General features: G+C 68.5%; 10 protein-coding genes. 3 read left to right on the top strand and 7 right to left on the bottom strand.

Translation table 11 applies throughout. The annotated features are described in order from the left end of the window. Positions 1 to 63 precede the first annotated feature (63 nt). Positions 64 to 2,322, top strand: a complete 2,259-nt coding sequence (locus tag J2P76_RS15605; protein WP_207408595.1) for a DUF3141 domain-containing protein — start codon at positions 64 to 66, stop codon at positions 2,320 to 2,322. Between the two features lie 223 nt (positions 2,323 to 2,545). Here J2P76_RS15605 and J2P76_RS15600 read toward each other — a convergent pair whose 3' ends face one another. From J2P76_RS15600 to tkt, 3 genes are read right to left on the bottom strand one after another with little or no spacing between them, the layout of a single operon-like run. Further along, a complete protein-coding gene (locus tag J2P76_RS15600) occupies positions 2,546 to 3,739 on the bottom strand; it encodes a phosphoglycerate kinase (protein ID WP_207408594.1) in 1,194 nt (397 codons plus the stop codon). A 5-nt stretch (positions 3,740 to 3,744) separates the two neighbouring features. Beyond that, positions 3,745 to 4,755, bottom strand: a complete 1,011-nt coding sequence (gene gap / locus J2P76_RS15595) for a type I glyceraldehyde-3-phosphate dehydrogenase (protein ID WP_207408593.1) — start codon at positions 4,753 to 4,755, stop codon at positions 3,745 to 3,747. A gap of 14 nt (positions 4,756 to 4,769) precedes the next feature. Continuing rightward, complete coding sequence (gene tkt, locus J2P76_RS15590; protein WP_207408592.1) at positions 4,770 to 6,806, bottom strand: transketolase; 2,037 nt, start codon at positions 6,804 to 6,806, stop codon at positions 4,770 to 4,772. A 191-nt stretch (positions 6,807 to 6,997) separates the two neighbouring features. Between tkt and J2P76_RS15585 the strand changes: the two genes are divergently transcribed. After that, on the top strand, positions 6,998 to 7,729 hold the full coding sequence (locus tag J2P76_RS15585; protein WP_207409229.1) for a 16S rRNA (uracil(1498)-N(3))-methyltransferase: 732 nt from the start codon (positions 6,998 to 7,000) through the stop codon (positions 7,727 to 7,729). A 125-nt stretch (positions 7,730 to 7,854) separates the two neighbouring features. On the opposite strand, the gene J2P76_RS15580 is transcribed toward J2P76_RS15585, so the two are convergent. The 4 genes from J2P76_RS15580 to J2P76_RS15565 form a co-directional block, all read right to left on the bottom strand. Further along, complete coding sequence (locus tag J2P76_RS15580) at positions 7,855 to 8,319, bottom strand: barstar family protein (protein WP_207408591.1); 465 nt, start codon at positions 8,317 to 8,319, stop codon at positions 7,855 to 7,857. Next, complete coding sequence (locus J2P76_RS15575) at positions 8,316 to 9,545, bottom strand: patatin-like phospholipase family protein (protein ID WP_207408590.1); 1,230 nt, start codon at positions 9,543 to 9,545, stop codon at positions 8,316 to 8,318. Before J2P76_RS15575 ends, J2P76_RS15580 begins: the two co-directional genes overlap by 4 nt. Next, positions 9,526 to 11,814 (bottom strand): NADP-dependent malic enzyme, encoded by a 2,289-nt coding sequence (locus J2P76_RS15570; RefSeq protein WP_207408589.1) that lies wholly within the window; start codon positions 11,812 to 11,814, stop codon positions 9,526 to 9,528. Before J2P76_RS15570 ends, J2P76_RS15575 begins: the two co-directional genes overlap by 20 nt. A 268-nt stretch (positions 11,815 to 12,082) precedes the next feature. Next, entirely contained in the window at positions 12,083 to 12,952 is an 870-nt protein-coding gene (locus J2P76_RS15565) for a hypothetical protein (RefSeq protein WP_207408588.1), read from the bottom strand. Between the two features lie 31 nt (positions 12,953 to 12,983). Between J2P76_RS15565 and J2P76_RS15560 the strand changes: the two genes are divergently transcribed. After that, positions 12,984 to 14,138 carry a pyridoxal phosphate-dependent aminotransferase gene (locus J2P76_RS15560; protein ID WP_207408587.1) on the top strand — a complete coding sequence of 385 codons (1,155 nt, stop codon included), beginning with the start codon at positions 12,984 to 12,986 and terminating at the stop codon, positions 14,136 to 14,138. Positions 14,139 to 14,573: the final 435 nt, after the last annotated feature.

Genomic DNA, 14,573 nt, shown 5'->3' with positions numbered 1-14,573 from the left:
CGATCATTCTGCTTTCCCAGACCCGCCCCCTCGCGCGGCGGGCATCGTCTACCGGAGTCCCCCGTGGCCGCACCCGCTTCTGTCCGCAGCGCCCCGCCTGCCCAGCCCGCCAACCCCTGGGCCGCCGCCTACGAGTATGCCGTCGACGCGCTGCAGCGCAGCGTGCTGTATGCCGATGTCATGCGCCAGCGCGGCAACCAGTACCACAGCCACATGGCCAAGCGCGCGCCCAACGTGCTCAGCATGAAATCCGAACTGGTGCTGGACGGCCGCGAATTTGCCCGCCCCGTCAATTACGGCCTGCTGCGCATCGTGCCGCCGCCGGACGTCGAGGTGGATCCGCAGAAGCGCCCGTTCCTGGTGGTGGACCCGCGCGCCGGGCACGGCCCGGGCATCGGCGGCTTCAAGCCCGAAAGCGAAATCGGCGTGGCGGTGCGGGCCGGCCACCCCTGCTATTTCGCGTCATTCCTGCCCCAGCCCACTGTCACGCAGGCAGTCGAAGACGTGATGCGCGCCGAGGCGCGCTTTCTGGAAGAGATCATCGCCCGCCATCCCGAATCCGAAGGCAAGCCGGTGGTAGTGGGCAATTGCCAGGCCGGCTGGCAGATCATGATGACGGCCGCCATGCGGCCCGAGCTGTTCGGCCCCATCGTGGTGGCGGGCGCTCCGCTGTCGTACTGGGCCGGCTGGCGCGGCATGAACCCCATGCGCTACAGCGGCGGGCTTACCGGAGGCAGCTGGCTGACCGAGCTGGCCAGCGACCTCGGCAACGGCCGCTTCGACGGCGCGTGGCTGGTGCAGAACTTCGAGAATCTGAACCCCGCCAACACGCTCTGGGCCAAGCAGTACAAGCTGTACTCCAACGTGGACACCGAAGCGTCGCGCTACCTGAGTTTCGAGAAATGGTGGGGCGGGCATGTGTTCCTGAACGCGCCGGAAATCCAGTACATCGTCGACAACCTGTTCATCGGCAACCGGCTGGCCACCGCCGGGCTGGTGACCTCGGACGGCATCCGCATCGACCTGCGCAATATCCGCTCGCCCATCATCGTGTTCTGCTCCAAGGGCGACAACATCACCCCGCCGCCGCAGGCGCTGGGCTGGATTCCCGACCTGTACCAGGACGACGCCGAAGTGGTGGCGCATGGCCAGACCATCGTGTACGCCGTACATGAAAGCATCGGCCACCTGGGCATTTTCGTGTCGGGCAGCGTGGCCCGCAAAGAACACCAGGAATTCACCGCCAACATCGATCTGATCGACGTGCTGCCCGCCGGCATCTACCAGGCCGAGATCGCCGACAAGACGCCCGACACGCCCAATGCCGACCTGGCGCCGGGCGACTACGTGCTGTCGTTCGCGCGGCGCAAGGTCGACGACGTGCGCGCCATCGTGGCGCGCCGCGAAGAAGACGACCGCCGCTTCGCCGCCGTGGCACGCATTTCCGACATCAACCTGGGCCTGTACCGCAGCTTCGTGCAGCCCTGGGTGCGCGCCGCCGTCACGCCGCAGTCGGCTGAATGGATGCAGCGCATGCACCCGCTGCGCCTGCCCTACGAATTGATTTCCGACCGCAACCCGTGGGTGGCCCCCGTGGCGCAAGTGGCCGACCAGGCCCGCCGGCACCGCCAGCCGGTGGCGCCGGACAACCCCTATGCCGTGCTGGAACGCATGGCGTCGGACACCATCGAGGCCGGCCTGAACATGTGGCAGGAACTGCGCGACGCGGCTGGCGAGCAGTTGTTCATGAATGTCTACGGCTCGCCCCTGGTGCAGGATTGGGCCGGCCTGAGCGCCAGGGCCGAAGCGCCGCGCAAGCACCCCGGCGTGTCACCCGAGCACCGCCATTTCATGGCCAGCCGCGCCGACGAGCTGCGCGCCCTGATGGACCAGGGCGGCGTGCGCGAGGCCGCGATGCGCATGCTGCTGTACGTGGCCAGCGCGGAAGGCGGCATCGACGAACGCAGCTTCGCCATGCTGCGCAAGATGCGCGCCGACACCGACTCGGGCCTGGCCCTGCAGGAATTCAAGAACGTGGCGCGCGACCAGGCGCTGATGATGCGCCTGGATGGCGAGGCCGCCCTGCGGGCCATGCCGACCCTGCTGGCGCAGGCGTCGGCCGCCGAGATCCGCGACGGGTTCGGCACGATGCGCCATGTGCTCGAGGCCACCGGGCCGCTGAACGAGCGGGCGCGCGCGCATCTGGAAGAAATGGAACAGATCTTCCGCGATGCCGCGCAAAAAGCCCTGGCGCGCGAGAAAAAAACAGCAGCCGGCAAGCCCGCGGCGCCCCGCAAGGCCGCCCGCAAGCAAAACCGCTGAAGCCCGGCGCCCGGCCTCGATCGACAGATAACCAGGTGTCAGGCTCCGCAGGTGCCTGACACCGCCCTGTTGAGATAGCCGCCGCACACGTCGGTGTCTGACACCCGCCGTGCGGGAGTCAGACACCTGGCTGGACCTGGCTGGCACGGCCGGGCTCGTATGCACAAAAAAAACCAGGCCCCGTGGGGCCTGGTTTTGGGCACTGCTTCCGCTATCGCCGCATTCAGCCGGCGCGCTCTTCCAGGATGGCGACCGCCGGCAGCGACTTGCCTTCCAGGAATTCCAGGAACGCCCCGCCGCCGGTGGAGATGTAGCCCACCTTGTCGGCGATGCCGTACTTGGCGATGGCCGCCAGGGTGTCGCCGCCGCCCGCGATGGAGAAGGCGGGCGACTCGGCGATGGCCTTGGCCAGGACTTCGGTGCCGTGCGAGAAAGCCTCGAACTCGAACACGCCCACCGGGCCGTTCCAGACGATGGTGCCGGCCTTGCCCAGGATGCCGGCCAGCTGCTGCGCGGTTTGCGGGCCGATGTCCAGGATGAGGTCGTCGTCGGCCACCGCGTCGGCCGCCTTGACGGTGGCCTGGGCGTCGGCCGCGAACGACTTGGCGCACACCACGTCGGTGGGAATGGGCACGTCGGCGCCGCGCGCCTTCATCATGTCGATCACGGCGCGGGCCTGCTCGACCTGGTCGGGCTCGGCCAGCGACTTGCCGATGGACAGCCCGGCCGCCAGCATGAAGGTGTTGGCGATGCCGCCGCCCACCACCAGCTGGTCGACCTTGTCGGCCAGCGACTGCAGGATGGACAGCTTGGTCGACACTTTCGAGCCGCCCACGATGGCCACCAGCGGGCGCTTGGGATCGTGCAGCGCACGGCCCAGGGCCTGCAGTTCGGCCTCGAGCAGCGGGCCGGCGCAGGCGATGGGCGCGAAGCGCGCGATGCCGTGCGTGGTGGCCTCGGCGCGGTGCGCGGTGCCGAACGCGTCGTTGACGTAGACGTCGCAAAGCGCCGCCATCTTGCGCGACAGCGTTTCGTCGTTTTTCTTTTCACCCGGATTGACGCGGCAGTTTTCCAGCAGCACCACCTGGCCCGGGTCGACGTTGACGCCGTCGACCCAGTTTTTCACCAGCTGCACGGGCATGCCCAGCAACTGCGACAGGCGCTGGCCCACGCGGTCGAGCGAGTCGGCCTCGGTAAGCGTGCCTTCGGTGGGCCGGCCCAGGTGCGAGGTGACCATGACGGCAGCCCCGCCGTCGAGCGCCAGGCGGATGCCCGGCACCGAGGCGCGGATCCGCGTGTCTTCGCTGATCTGGCCGGCGTCGCCGAACGGCACGTTCAGGTCGGCGCGGATGAAGACGCGCTTGCCGTGCAGCGCGCCGGCCTTGGCCAGCGCGGACAGGGTGTTGACCTTGGCCATGCTGCTTACTTGGCCGACATCAGCGCGACGGTGGTGTCGAGCATGCGGTTCGAGAAGCCCCACTCGTTGTCGTACCACGACGACACCTTGACCAGCTTGCCCGACACCTTGGTCAGCGTGGAATCGTAGGTGCTGGAAGCCGGGTTGTGGTTGAAGTCGACCGACACCAGGGGTTCGGTGTTGTAGTTCAGGATGCCCTTGAGCTCGCCTTCGGAGGCGGCCTTCAGGATGCTGTTGACTTCGTCAACCGAGGTTTCGCGCTTGGCCACGAACGACAGGTCGACGATGGACACGTTGATGGTGGGCACGCGGATGGCGAAGCCGTCGAGCTTGCCGTTCAGTTCGGGCAGCACCAGGCCCACCGCGGCGGCGGCGCCGGTCTTGGTGGGAATCATGCTCATGGTGGCCGAGCGGGCGCGGCGCAGGTCTTCGTGGTAGACGTCGGTCAGCACCTGATCGTTGGTGTAGGCGTGCACGGTGGTCATCAGGCCGCTTTCCAGGCCCAGCTTGTCGTGCAGGGGCTTGACCAGGGGGGCCAGGCAGTTGGTGGTGCACGAGGCGTTGGAAATGACCGTGTCCGAGGCCTTCAGCACGCCGTGGTTGACGCCGTACACGATGGTGGCGTCGACGTCTTTGCCGCCGGGCGCCGAGATGATGACCTTCTTGGCGCCGCCCTTCAGGTGGGCGCCGGCTTTTTCTTTCGAGGTGAAGAAACCCGTGCATTCGAGCACCACGTCGACCTTCAGGTCGCCCCAGGGCAGCTCGGCCGGATTGCGGTTGGCCAGCACGCGGATCTTGTCGCCATTGACCACCATGTAGTCGCCATCGACTTCGACCGTGCCCGGGAACTTGCCGTGGGCGGTGTCGTAGCGCGTGAGGTGCGCGTTGGTCTTGGGATCGCCCAGATCGTTGATGGCCACGATTTCGATATCGTGCTTTTTGCCGGCCTCGTAGTGGGCGCGCAGGATGTTGCGGCCGATGCGGCCGTACCCGTTGATGGCGACGCGAATAGTCATGACTAGAGCTCCTTTTACAAAACTTGCTTGACGGCCTCGGCCACCTTGTCGGCGGTCAGACCGAAGAACTTGAACAAGGCCCCGGCGGGCGCGGATTCGCCATAGCGGTCGATGCCGACCACGGCGCCGTCCAGCCCCACGTACTTGTGCCACAGCCCGGTGGTGCCCGCCTCGACGGCCACGCGCGGCAGGCCGCGCGGCAGCACGGCGCGCTTCCAGTCGGCATCCTGGCGGTCGAACACGTCGGTGCTGGGCATGGACACCACCCGCACGGCGATGCCCTGCCCGGCCAGCTGTTCTTGCGCGGCCAGCGCGATGGCGACTTCGGAACCCGTGGCGATGATAACGGCGCGGGCGCCTTCGGCGTCTCGCAGAACGTAACCACCGCGGACAATCGCTTTCAGGGTGGCGGCGTCGCGCGGCACGAACGGCAGGTTCTGGCGCGACAGCAGCAGCGCGGTGGGGCCGCCGTCGTGCACGTCCATGCCGATGCTGGTGGGGCGCGACACGGCCGCGCCCCAGGCCGCCGCGGTTTCGGCGGTGTCGCAGGGACGCCAGACCGACAGGTTGGGAATCAGCCGCAGGCTGGCGGCGTGCTCGATGGACTGGTGGGTGGGGCCGTCTTCGCCCAGGCCGATGGAATCGTGCGTGAAAACGTGCACCACACGCTGTTTCATCAGCGCCGCCATGCGGATGGCGTTGCGGGAGTAGTCGGAGAACGTCAGGAAGGTGCCGCCGAACGGCAGGTAGCCGCCGTGCAGCGCAATGCCGTTCATGATGGCGGCCATGCCGAATTCGCGCACGCCGTAGTTGATGTGGCGGCCGAACTGGATGCCCTGTTCGCCGGCGCGCACTGGCGCCACGCCCTTCCAGTCGGTGTAGTTCGAGCCGGTAAGGTCGGCCGAGCCGCCCAGCAGCTCGGGCAGCAGCGCGGCCAGCGCCGTGATGGCGAACTGCGAAGCCTTGCGGGTGGCGACGGTTTCGGCTTTTTGATCGGTGGCCTGGATGAAGGCCTGCAGCTGCTCGGCGAAATCGGCCGGCAGCTCGCCTTTCATGCGGCGCGTGAATTCGGCGGCTTCGGCCGGGTACTTGGCGGCGTAGGCGTCGAAGCCGGCCTGCCAGGCCGCCTGGGCCTGGGCGCCCGCCTGGCGGGCATCCCAGCCTTCGCGCACGGCCTGCGGAATTTCGAACGGCGCGCCCGTCCAGCCCAGCGCCACGCGCGTGGCGGCGACTTCTTCGGCGCCCAGCGGAGCGCCGTGCACGTTGTGGGTGCCGGCCATGGCGGGCGAACCCTTGCCGATGATGGTGCGGCACACGATGAGGGTGGGCTTGTCGGACTGCGCGCGCGCCTGGGCGATGGCCGCGTCGACCGCCGCCACGTCGTGGCCGTCGACGCCGCGAATGACGTTCCAGCCGTAGCCTTCGAAACGGGTGGCGGTGTCTTCGCCGAACCAGTGCTCGACGTGGCCGTCGATGGAAATGCCGTTGTCGTCGTACAGCACCACCAGCTTGGACAGCTTGAGCGTGCCGGCCAGCGAGCAGGCTTCGTGCGAGATGCCTTCCATCAGGCAGCCGTCGCCGGTGAAGGCGTAGGTGTGGTGGTCGACGATGGGCAGGCCGGGCTTGTTGAATTCGGCCGCCAGCAGCGCCTCGGCCAGCGCCATGCCGACCGCGTTGGCCAGGCCCTGGCCCAGCGGGCCGGTGGTGGTCTCGACGCCAGGGGTGATGCCGACTTCGGGGTGGCCGGGGGTGCGCGAATGCAGCTGGCGGAACTGCTTGAGTTCTTCGATGGGCAGGTCGTAGCCGCTGAGGTGCAGCAGCGCGTAGATCAGCATCGAGCCATGCCCGTTGGACAGCACGAAGCGGTCGCGGTTGGCCCATGCCGGATCGGCCGGGTTATGCCGCAGGTGGCCCAGCCACAGAGCCTGGGCGATTTCCGCCATGCCCATCGGCGCGCCGGGGTGCCCCGAGTTGGCTTGTTGGACGGCGTCCATTGCAAGGACGCGGATGGCATCCGCCAGGGCTGGGAGTTGGGCGGTGGATTGGCTCATGCGGAAATGGCTCGTAGGCGCTGGCGGCCCGAAAACGGGGCCAGTTAAGAGGGGTTGCGAAGCTCATGATTTTAGCATCCGGGCCATGTCCGGCTCGCGCCATGGCCGGGGCGGCCCCCGGGCCGCCGGCCGGATGGTAGGCTACGCGCTTGACCGGTTCCCGGCGCCTTGCCGCGCCCTGCCTGCCCGCCATGCCCCTGCCGCGCTTTTTCTGCGACATCCCGCTGTCTCCCGGCGCCCGCCTGCCCCTGCCCGCGGCCCTGGCCCACCACGCCGTGCGTGTATTGCGCCTGCGCGCGGGCGCCGCCATCGTGCTGTTCAACGGCGCCGGCGGCGAGTACCCAGCCACGCTCGAAATCGACGGCAAAGACGCCTGGGCCCAATTGGGCCTCTTCGATCCGCGCGACGCAGAACTGGCCGGACGCATCATTCTGGTGCAGGGCCTGCCGTCGGGCGACAAGATGGACTGGGTGGTGGAAAAAGCCGTCGAACTGGGCGCCAGCCGGGTCAGCCCGATCGCGGCGCAGCGCAGCGTGCTGCAGCTGGCCGGCGCGCGCCTGGAAAAACGCGTGGCGCACTGGTCGCGCATTGCGCAGGCCGCGTCGGAACAATGCGGCCGCAACCGCCTGATGGCGGTAGACGCGCCGGCCGCCCTGGGCGCCTGGCTGGAACAGCCGGCCGACGGGCTGCGGCTGCTGTGCCACCCGGAAGCCGGGCCCAGCCTGGGCGAGGCGCTGGCGGCGCAGCCCGGCCTGCGGCAGCTCAGTCTGCTGGTGGGGCCCGAAGGGGGCTGGTCGGACGCCGAACTGGCCTTGGCCGCCCGGCACGGCGTGCAGGCGGTGCGCTACGGGCCGCGGGTGCTGCGTACCGAAACCGCGGGGCTGGCGTTGATGGCCGCGGCAACGGCCTTGCTGGGATGGTGAAGAAAGTGCGCCGGGAAGTGTTGCCAGGTGTCAGGCTCCGAAGGTGCCTGACACTGTTGCGGGCAGACGCCCCGGTTTGAAATTTGCAGGTGTCTGACACCCTTGCGGGAGTCAGACACCTGAGGCTAGCCTTCGCCGTAGGGCGCGGCGGCGACGCCGGGTTCGGGGTCGGGGTGCTTGCCGGCGTGCTCGATCACGAAGGAAAACACGCGGCCGTTTTCGCGCGCGAATTCGGCGGCGTCGGCGCACACGGTTTCGATCTGGGCGGCGTCTTCTTCCAGGGCCGGGTCGCCCGAATGCAGCTTGTACAGCCACAGCACCACGCCGGTTTTCTGGTCGAGCACGGTGTCGCACAGGCAATCGTAAAGGGCGTCGAGATTGCCGCCGAAATATTCGGGAAAATCCACTGCCTTGGCAATGGCGCGCAGCACGGCCGAACGGCTGCGCGCCCGGTCGCAATCGGCCACCAGCAACGCCAGCCCGAGCTCGTGCGCTGCCTCGACTACAGCTTCTTTCTGCAAGCCGTCGTGTTCGATCGCGCCGCCCCGGTTCAATTGGCGCTGCAGCGTAGACTGGCCATTTCGCGTCATGCCTGGCCCTCCTTGAAAAAGCCAACCACTTCTTCGATACGCCGCATCGTATCGGCATAACCTAGTTCGATCAATCGCCGCGTGTAAGCGCTTTCGAACAGCAGATATGACATCAGCGCGCCGCCACCCGAACGGTCTGGGTCGGACGATACACCGAGTACGCGAAAAAGGGTACGGGCCTCGAGAGGCATTTCTTGCAGATAGTCGAGCGCCAGCAAATCCAGCGACTGGCTGGGGGTCAATGTCAGAACGTTCACCCGCCGGACACCCGTGCCGTTGGCCGGATCGTAGGTGGCGTGGCTGACCAGTTCGTTGATGCGTTCCAGGCGCTCCACGTCCATCGACAGGCCGTCCAGGAAGATACTGGACAGCACATGCCCGCCCACTTGCGCCAGCGACGGGTACGGCGGTTGCTGCTCGCGTTTTTCGGGGTGGGTGTCGTCGCGGTAGCCGGTGCCGATGACGAGCACCCGGTCGGCGCCCAGGTGGATGGCCGGGCTGATAGGTGCCAGCTGGCGCATCGAGCCGTCGCCGCACCACTCCGTCTGGCCATGCACATCCACCGCCTGGGCGGGAAACACGAACGGGATCGACGACGACGCCATCAGGTGCTGGACGCCGATGCGGGCCGGCACGGCGCGCCGCAGCGAGCGGCGCCACGGCTCGATGCTGTGGTTGGACTGATAGAACGTCAGGTGCTCGCCGCTGGTGAAGCCCGAGGCGGTAATGGCCAGCGACGACAGCTCGCCGCGCTGCAGGTTGGCCTGCAGGTGCTTGAAATCGAGCACGCGGGTCAGCAGGTCGGCCAGCGGGCGGTTGTCCAGCAGCGACTGGGGCCGCTTGCGCGCCAGCCCCGAGAACATCCAGCCCAGCGCCAGCAGGCCCAGCCAGCGCACCCCGGTCTTGATCAGCCCGGGCGCGTCGGCCCGGTACACCATGTCGGTGCCCAGCGATTCCCACAGGCGGCGGATGCGCCGCGCGGCCAGGTGCGGGCGGTCGGCGCGGCAGGCCAGAGCCGCGGCGTTGATGGCGCCGGCCGAGGTGCCGCAGATGATGGGAAAAGGATTGCGGAAGCCCGGCCGCTCGGCCGGGTCCAGTATCTGGAAAACGGCGCCCAGCACGCCCACCTGGTAGGCGGCGCGCGCGCCGCCGCCGGTAAGGACCAGCCCGGTCACCGGGCCGGCCTGTCCGGTAGCGGGCGGGACGCTACCTGGGGACGTTGGCATCGACGACGACCAGGGCGGTCATGTTGACGATGCGGCGGACAGTGGAGCTGGACGTCAGGATGTGCACCGGCGCATTGGCGCCCAGCAGGAACGGACCTACCGCCACATTGCCGCCGGCGGCGGTCTTGAGCAGGTTGTAGGCGATGTTGCCCGAGTCGACATTGGGGCAGACCAGCAGGTTGGCCTCGCCTTTCAGGGTGGACGACGGCAGGATGCGCATGCGCAGCCCTTCATCGAGCGCGCAATCGCCGTGCATTTCGCCGTCGATTTCCAGCTGGGGCGCGGCGGCGCGCACCAGTTCGAGCGCCTCGCGCATCTTGGCGCCGGACGACGAGCTGCCGGTGCCGAAATTCGAGCGCGACAGCAGCGCCACCTTGGGCACCAGGTTCAGGCGCGTCATTTCTTCGGCGGCGGCAATGGTGAATTCGGCGATCTGCTCGGCGGTGGGGGCGTCGTTGACGTGGGTGTCGACCAGCGCCACCATGCGCTCGTCGAGCAGCAGCACGTTCATCGCGGCGTACACCTTCGAGCCGGGCCGCTGGCCGATGACCTGGTCGACGAAGCGCAGGTGCTCGGCGTACGAACTGACGGTGCCGCAGATCATGCCGTCGGCGTCGCCCAGGTGCACCATCATGGCGCCGATCAGGGTCAGGCGGCGGCGCATTTCCACGCGCGCCATTTCCTTGGTGATGCCGCGCCGGCACATCATTTCCCAGTACGTGGTCCAGTAGCGGTGGAAGCGCTCGTCGTATTCGGGGTTGGTGACCTCGACATCCTGGCCCAGGCGCAGGCGCAGGCCGTATTTTTCGATGCGGGCCGCCAGCACGGCCGGACGACCCACCAGGATGGGCTTGGCCAGGCCTTCGTCGACCACCACCTGCACGGCGCGCAACACGCGCTCGTCTTCGCCTTCGGTGAACACCACGCGGGCCTTGCCGCCGTCGCGCACGAACGTCTTGGCGGCGGTGAACAGCGGCTTCATGAACGCGCCCGAGTGGTACACGAACTGCTGCAGCTGCTCGGTATAGGCCTGCAGGTCGGCCAGCGGCCGGGTCGCCACGCCGCCGTCCATGGCGGCCTTGGCCACCGCCGGCGCGATGCGGGTGATCAGGCGCGGGTCGAACGGCTTGGGAATCAGGTATTCGGGGCCGAAGCTGATGTCATACGTGCCATAGGCCGCGGCCACGACTTCGTTCTGCTCTTCCTGGGCCAGCTTGGCAATGGCGTGGACCGCCGCCATTTCCATTTCGCGGGTAATGGTGGTGGCGCCCACGTCGAGCGCGCCGCGGAAAATGTACGGGAAGCACAGGACGTTGTTGACCTGGTTCGGGTAATCGGAACGGCCGGTGGCCATGACCACGTCGTCGCGCACGGCATGCGCGTCTTCGGGCAGGATTTCGGGATTGGGGTTGGCCAGCGCCAGGATGACCGGACGGGCCGCCATCGACGCCACCATTTCGGGCTTGAGCACGCCGCCGGCCGACAGCCCCAGGAACACGTCGGCGCCTTCGATGACCTGGGCCAGGGTGCGCTTGTCGGTTTTCTGGGCGAAGCGCGCCTTGTCGGGGTCCATCAGCACGGTGCGGCCCTCGTACACCACGCCCTCGATGTCGGTGACCCAGATGTTTTCCACCGGCACGCCCAGGTCGACGATCAGGTCCAGGCAGGCCAGCGCCGCGGCGCCCGCGCCCGAGGTCACCACCTTGATCTGGTCGAGCGACTTGCCCACCACTTTCAGGCCGTTGATGAAGGCGGCCGACACGCAGATGGCAGTGCCGTGCTGGTCGTCGTGAAACACCGGGATCTTCATGCGCTCGCGCAGCTTGCGCTCGACGATGAAGCACTCGGGCGCCTTGATGTCTTCGAGGTTGATGCCGCCGAAGGTGGCTTCCAGGCCGGCGATGATCTCGACCAGCTTGTCGGGATCGGTTTCGTTGATCTCGATGTCGAACACGTCCAGGCCGGCGAACTTCTTGAACAGCACGGCCTTGCCTTCCATGACCGGCTTGGAGGCCAGCGCGCCGATGTTGCCCAGGCCCAGCACGGCGGTGCCGTTGGTGATCACCCCCACCAGGTTGCCGCGCGCGGTGTAGCGCACCGCATTGCCCGGGTCGTTGACGATCTCTTCGCAGGCCGCGGCCACGCCCGGCGAGTAGGCCAGCGCCAGGTCGCGCTGATTGGACAGCTGCTTGGTCGGCGTGACAGAGATTTTGCCGGGACGGCCGGACTCGTGATATTCAAGCGCGGCTTTGCGAAGGTTGGCATCCATAAGGGCTTGGCTACTCGGGTAGGTACACGAAAGTGCGGATTCTAGCTTAGCGAGGCGCCTATCTTACTCCGGCCTTACTTACAGTCCGCCACGCGGCAGGCCGGCGAAACAATTGAGCGATCAAGGTGTTGCGGCGCGCTGGCCGGCCGGCGCCCGCAGGGCCGCGGGTGTCTGGCTCCCGCAGGGTGCCGGACACCGTACGACTGAGACAGCCAGGGCACACTGCGGTGCCAGGCGCCTTGCGCAGCCTGACGCCTGGGCGGCTGCCTCAGGGCGCATACAGGTCGAGCGGATCGAAGGCGTCTTTCACGCGCACCTCAATCCGGCGCGCCGGGCCGGCCAGTTCTGCCGGCGGCGGCGCGGCGGGCGCGGCCGGCGGCGGCGCGCCGGGGCCGATCAGCACCTGTTCCACCCACGCCAGCGTGCCGCCGTGGCCCAGCAGCAGTTGCGCCAGATTCACGTCGGCCGGCGCGGCCGGCAGCAATGCATCCAGCCGGTATCGGCACGGCCAGTCTGCGTGCGCGCGGCAGGCGGCGGCATCGGCCGAGGCCGACACCTGGAACAGCGCCGGCACCAGCCGCTGCACGGTGGCCGAGCGCAGCGGGCGCAGGTCGCCCTGGCCGAAAGGCCCCAGGGTCTCGGCCGTGCCGTCGCACAGCAGCACGTCGGCCCCCAGCACCCCGCTGGCGGCCGTGGCGCCCGGCGGCCAGGCGTGGGGGCCGGCCAGCCAGGCCGCCAGCGTGATGGCGGCCGGCGCATCGCGGAATTGTTCCAGCCCCACCTCGGCCAGCGCTCCCACCGGGCAGCCGGGCCCGGCCAGCCACTGGCGCGGCTGGGGGCCGGGCTCCAGGCCGGCCAGGCCGGACGGGTCGACCTGCAGCACCGGGCGGCCGGCCAGCTCGTCGTTGGTTTGGTCCATGCCGTCCAGCAGCAGGGCCACGCCGTACTCCACGCACAGGGCGCGCGCATGCCGCACGTCTTCGGCGCGCGCCGGCACCAGGCGGGCGCGGCCCGGCGGGCCGGCTTCGAGCTCGTGGACCTGGCCCTGCGCCGCGCGCTCCAGGCGCTGCCGGAAGGTGTCCCACGGCGTGCGGGGCAGGCGCCGGCCGAACAAAAATGCGCGCCGCGATGGCTGCATCTACAATTCCTTTTTCGTTTCGAGAACCATCATGCCGCGCCTTGCCTCACGCGCCCAGGACTTCCTGACCTTCCACGTCGTCGAACTCTTCAAAGAAGCGCAGGCGCTGCAGGCGGCGGGCCGGGACATCATCAGCCTGGGCATCGGCGAACCGGACTTTACCGCGCCCCCACAGGTGGTGGAAGCACTGGAACGCGCCGCGCAGGCCGGGCTCAGCGGCTACAGCGCCCCGGCCGGCCTGGCCGGGCTGCGCGAGGCCATCGCCAGATTCTACGCAACCGAATTCGGCGCCGCCGTCGATCCGGCGCGGGTCATCGTTACCGCCGGGGCCTCGGGCGCGCTGTCGCTGGCCTGCGCGGCGCTGGTCGACCCCGGCGCCGAAGTGCTGATGCCCGACCCATCCTATCCGGCCAACAGCAATTTCATCCTGGCCGCCGGCGGCCGCCCGCGCCTGATTCCAAGCAGCGCCGCGCAGCGCTTCCAGCTGTCGGCGCAAGACGTGCGCGACCACTGGACCGACGCCACCCGCGGCGTGCTGGTGGCTTCGCCCAGCAATCCCACCGGCACGTCCATCGCGCGCGACGAACTGGCCGCGCTGCTGCACGCGGTGCGCGAACGCCAGGGCTTCGCCATCGTCGACGAAATCTACCTGGGCCTGAGCTACGAAGGCCAGCCGCGCTCGGCCCTGACGCTGGACGACGACATCATCGTCATCAACAGTTTTTCCAAATACTTCCACATGACCGGCTGGCGGCTGGGCTGGATGATCGTGCCGCAGCGGCTGGCCGGCCTCATCGAGAAAATGGCGGCCAGCCTGGCCATCTGCGCCCCCACCCTGGCGCAGCATGCCGCGCTGGCCTGCTTCGCGCCCGACACGCTGAAAATCTACGAACACCGCCGCGACGCCTTCAAACAGCGCCGCGACTACCTGCTGCCCGAGTTCGAGCGCCTGGGGCTGCATGTGCCGGTCAGGCCGGACGGCGCGTTCTACATCTACGCCGACATCGCCGCGCTGGGCATGGACAGCGCCACGCTGTCGCACCGCCTGCTGCACGAAGCCGGCGTCGCCGCCGTCCCCGGCCTGGACTTCGGCCCCGCGCACGGCCACCACACACTGCGGGTGTCGTATGCGACGGGGCTGGATCGGCTTGAAGAAGCGGTGCGGAGGATGGGGGCGGTGCTGTAGAACGGAGGGGGGGTTGTTGCTCTGGTCTTTCTTCTGGCGCCGGCGTGGCGTGAGCGCCTTGGCTTCACGAAGCCGTCCGGGCGCCCCGCGCGCCCGGGTCCGGCTCCGAGGCGCCGCGGCACTCACGCCACGCCACGCCGGCTCGCGATGGATGCAATATCCGGCATCGCCGGGACCGGCTGAGTTCTTGAATGCTTGGCCGCGCCCCTGGAAAGGAAAAAAATCTTGCAGGGCCGGCTGTTCAAGCCGCCCAGCGCGGCTTGAACAGCCATTCGCTCGGCAGCATGCGTGGTTCGGTAATTCGCCCAGGTGTCAGGCTCCGCAGGTGCCTGACACCGCTACGTGCAACGACTGTCTCCGTTCCACGGTGTCTGGCACCCTGACGGGAGCCAGACACCTGGAATAGACACCTGCAGTACCCGGCATACGCGTGCC

It is taken from the genome of Bordetella petrii, from assembly GCF_017356245.1.
GTDB lineage: Bacteria > Pseudomonadota > Gammaproteobacteria > Burkholderiales > Burkholderiaceae_B > Bordetella_A > Bordetella_A petrii_D.
Note: the sequence above shows the minus strand (reverse complement) of the source record. Positions and strands in the feature narration are given on the sequence as shown.

Bases quoted from the DNA above. Each gene is read 5' to 3' on its own strand.
- J2P76_RS15600 (WP_207408594.1), bottom strand. From the start codon at position 3,739: ATGGCCAAGGTCAACACCCTGTCCGCGCTGGCCAAGGCCGGCGCGCTG.
- gap (WP_207408593.1), bottom strand. From the start codon at position 4,755: ATGACTATTCGCGTCGCCATCAACGGGTACGGCCGCATCGGCCGCAAC.
- tkt (WP_207408592.1), bottom strand. From the start codon at position 6,806: ATGAGCCAATCCACCGCCCAACTCCCAGCCCTGGCGGATGCCATCCGC.
- J2P76_RS15585 (WP_207409229.1), top strand. From the start codon at position 6,998: ATGCCCCTGCCGCGCTTTTTCTGCGACATCCCGCTGTCTCCCGGCGCC.
- J2P76_RS15580 (WP_207408591.1), bottom strand. From the start codon at position 8,319: ATGACGCGAAATGGCCAGTCTACGCTGCAGCGCCAATTGAACCGGGGC.
- J2P76_RS15575 (WP_207408590.1), bottom strand. From the start codon at position 9,545: ATGCCAACGTCCCCAGGTAGCGTCCCGCCCGCTACCGGACAGGCCGGC.
- J2P76_RS15570 (WP_207408589.1), bottom strand. From the start codon at position 11,814: ATGGATGCCAACCTTCGCAAAGCCGCGCTTGAATATCACGAGTCCGGC.
- J2P76_RS15565 (WP_207408588.1), bottom strand. From the start codon at position 12,952: ATGCAGCCATCGCGGCGCGCATTTTTGTTCGGCCGGCGCCTGCCCCGC.
- J2P76_RS15560 (WP_207408587.1), top strand. From the start codon at position 12,984: ATGCCGCGCCTTGCCTCACGCGCCCAGGACTTCCTGACCTTCCACGTC.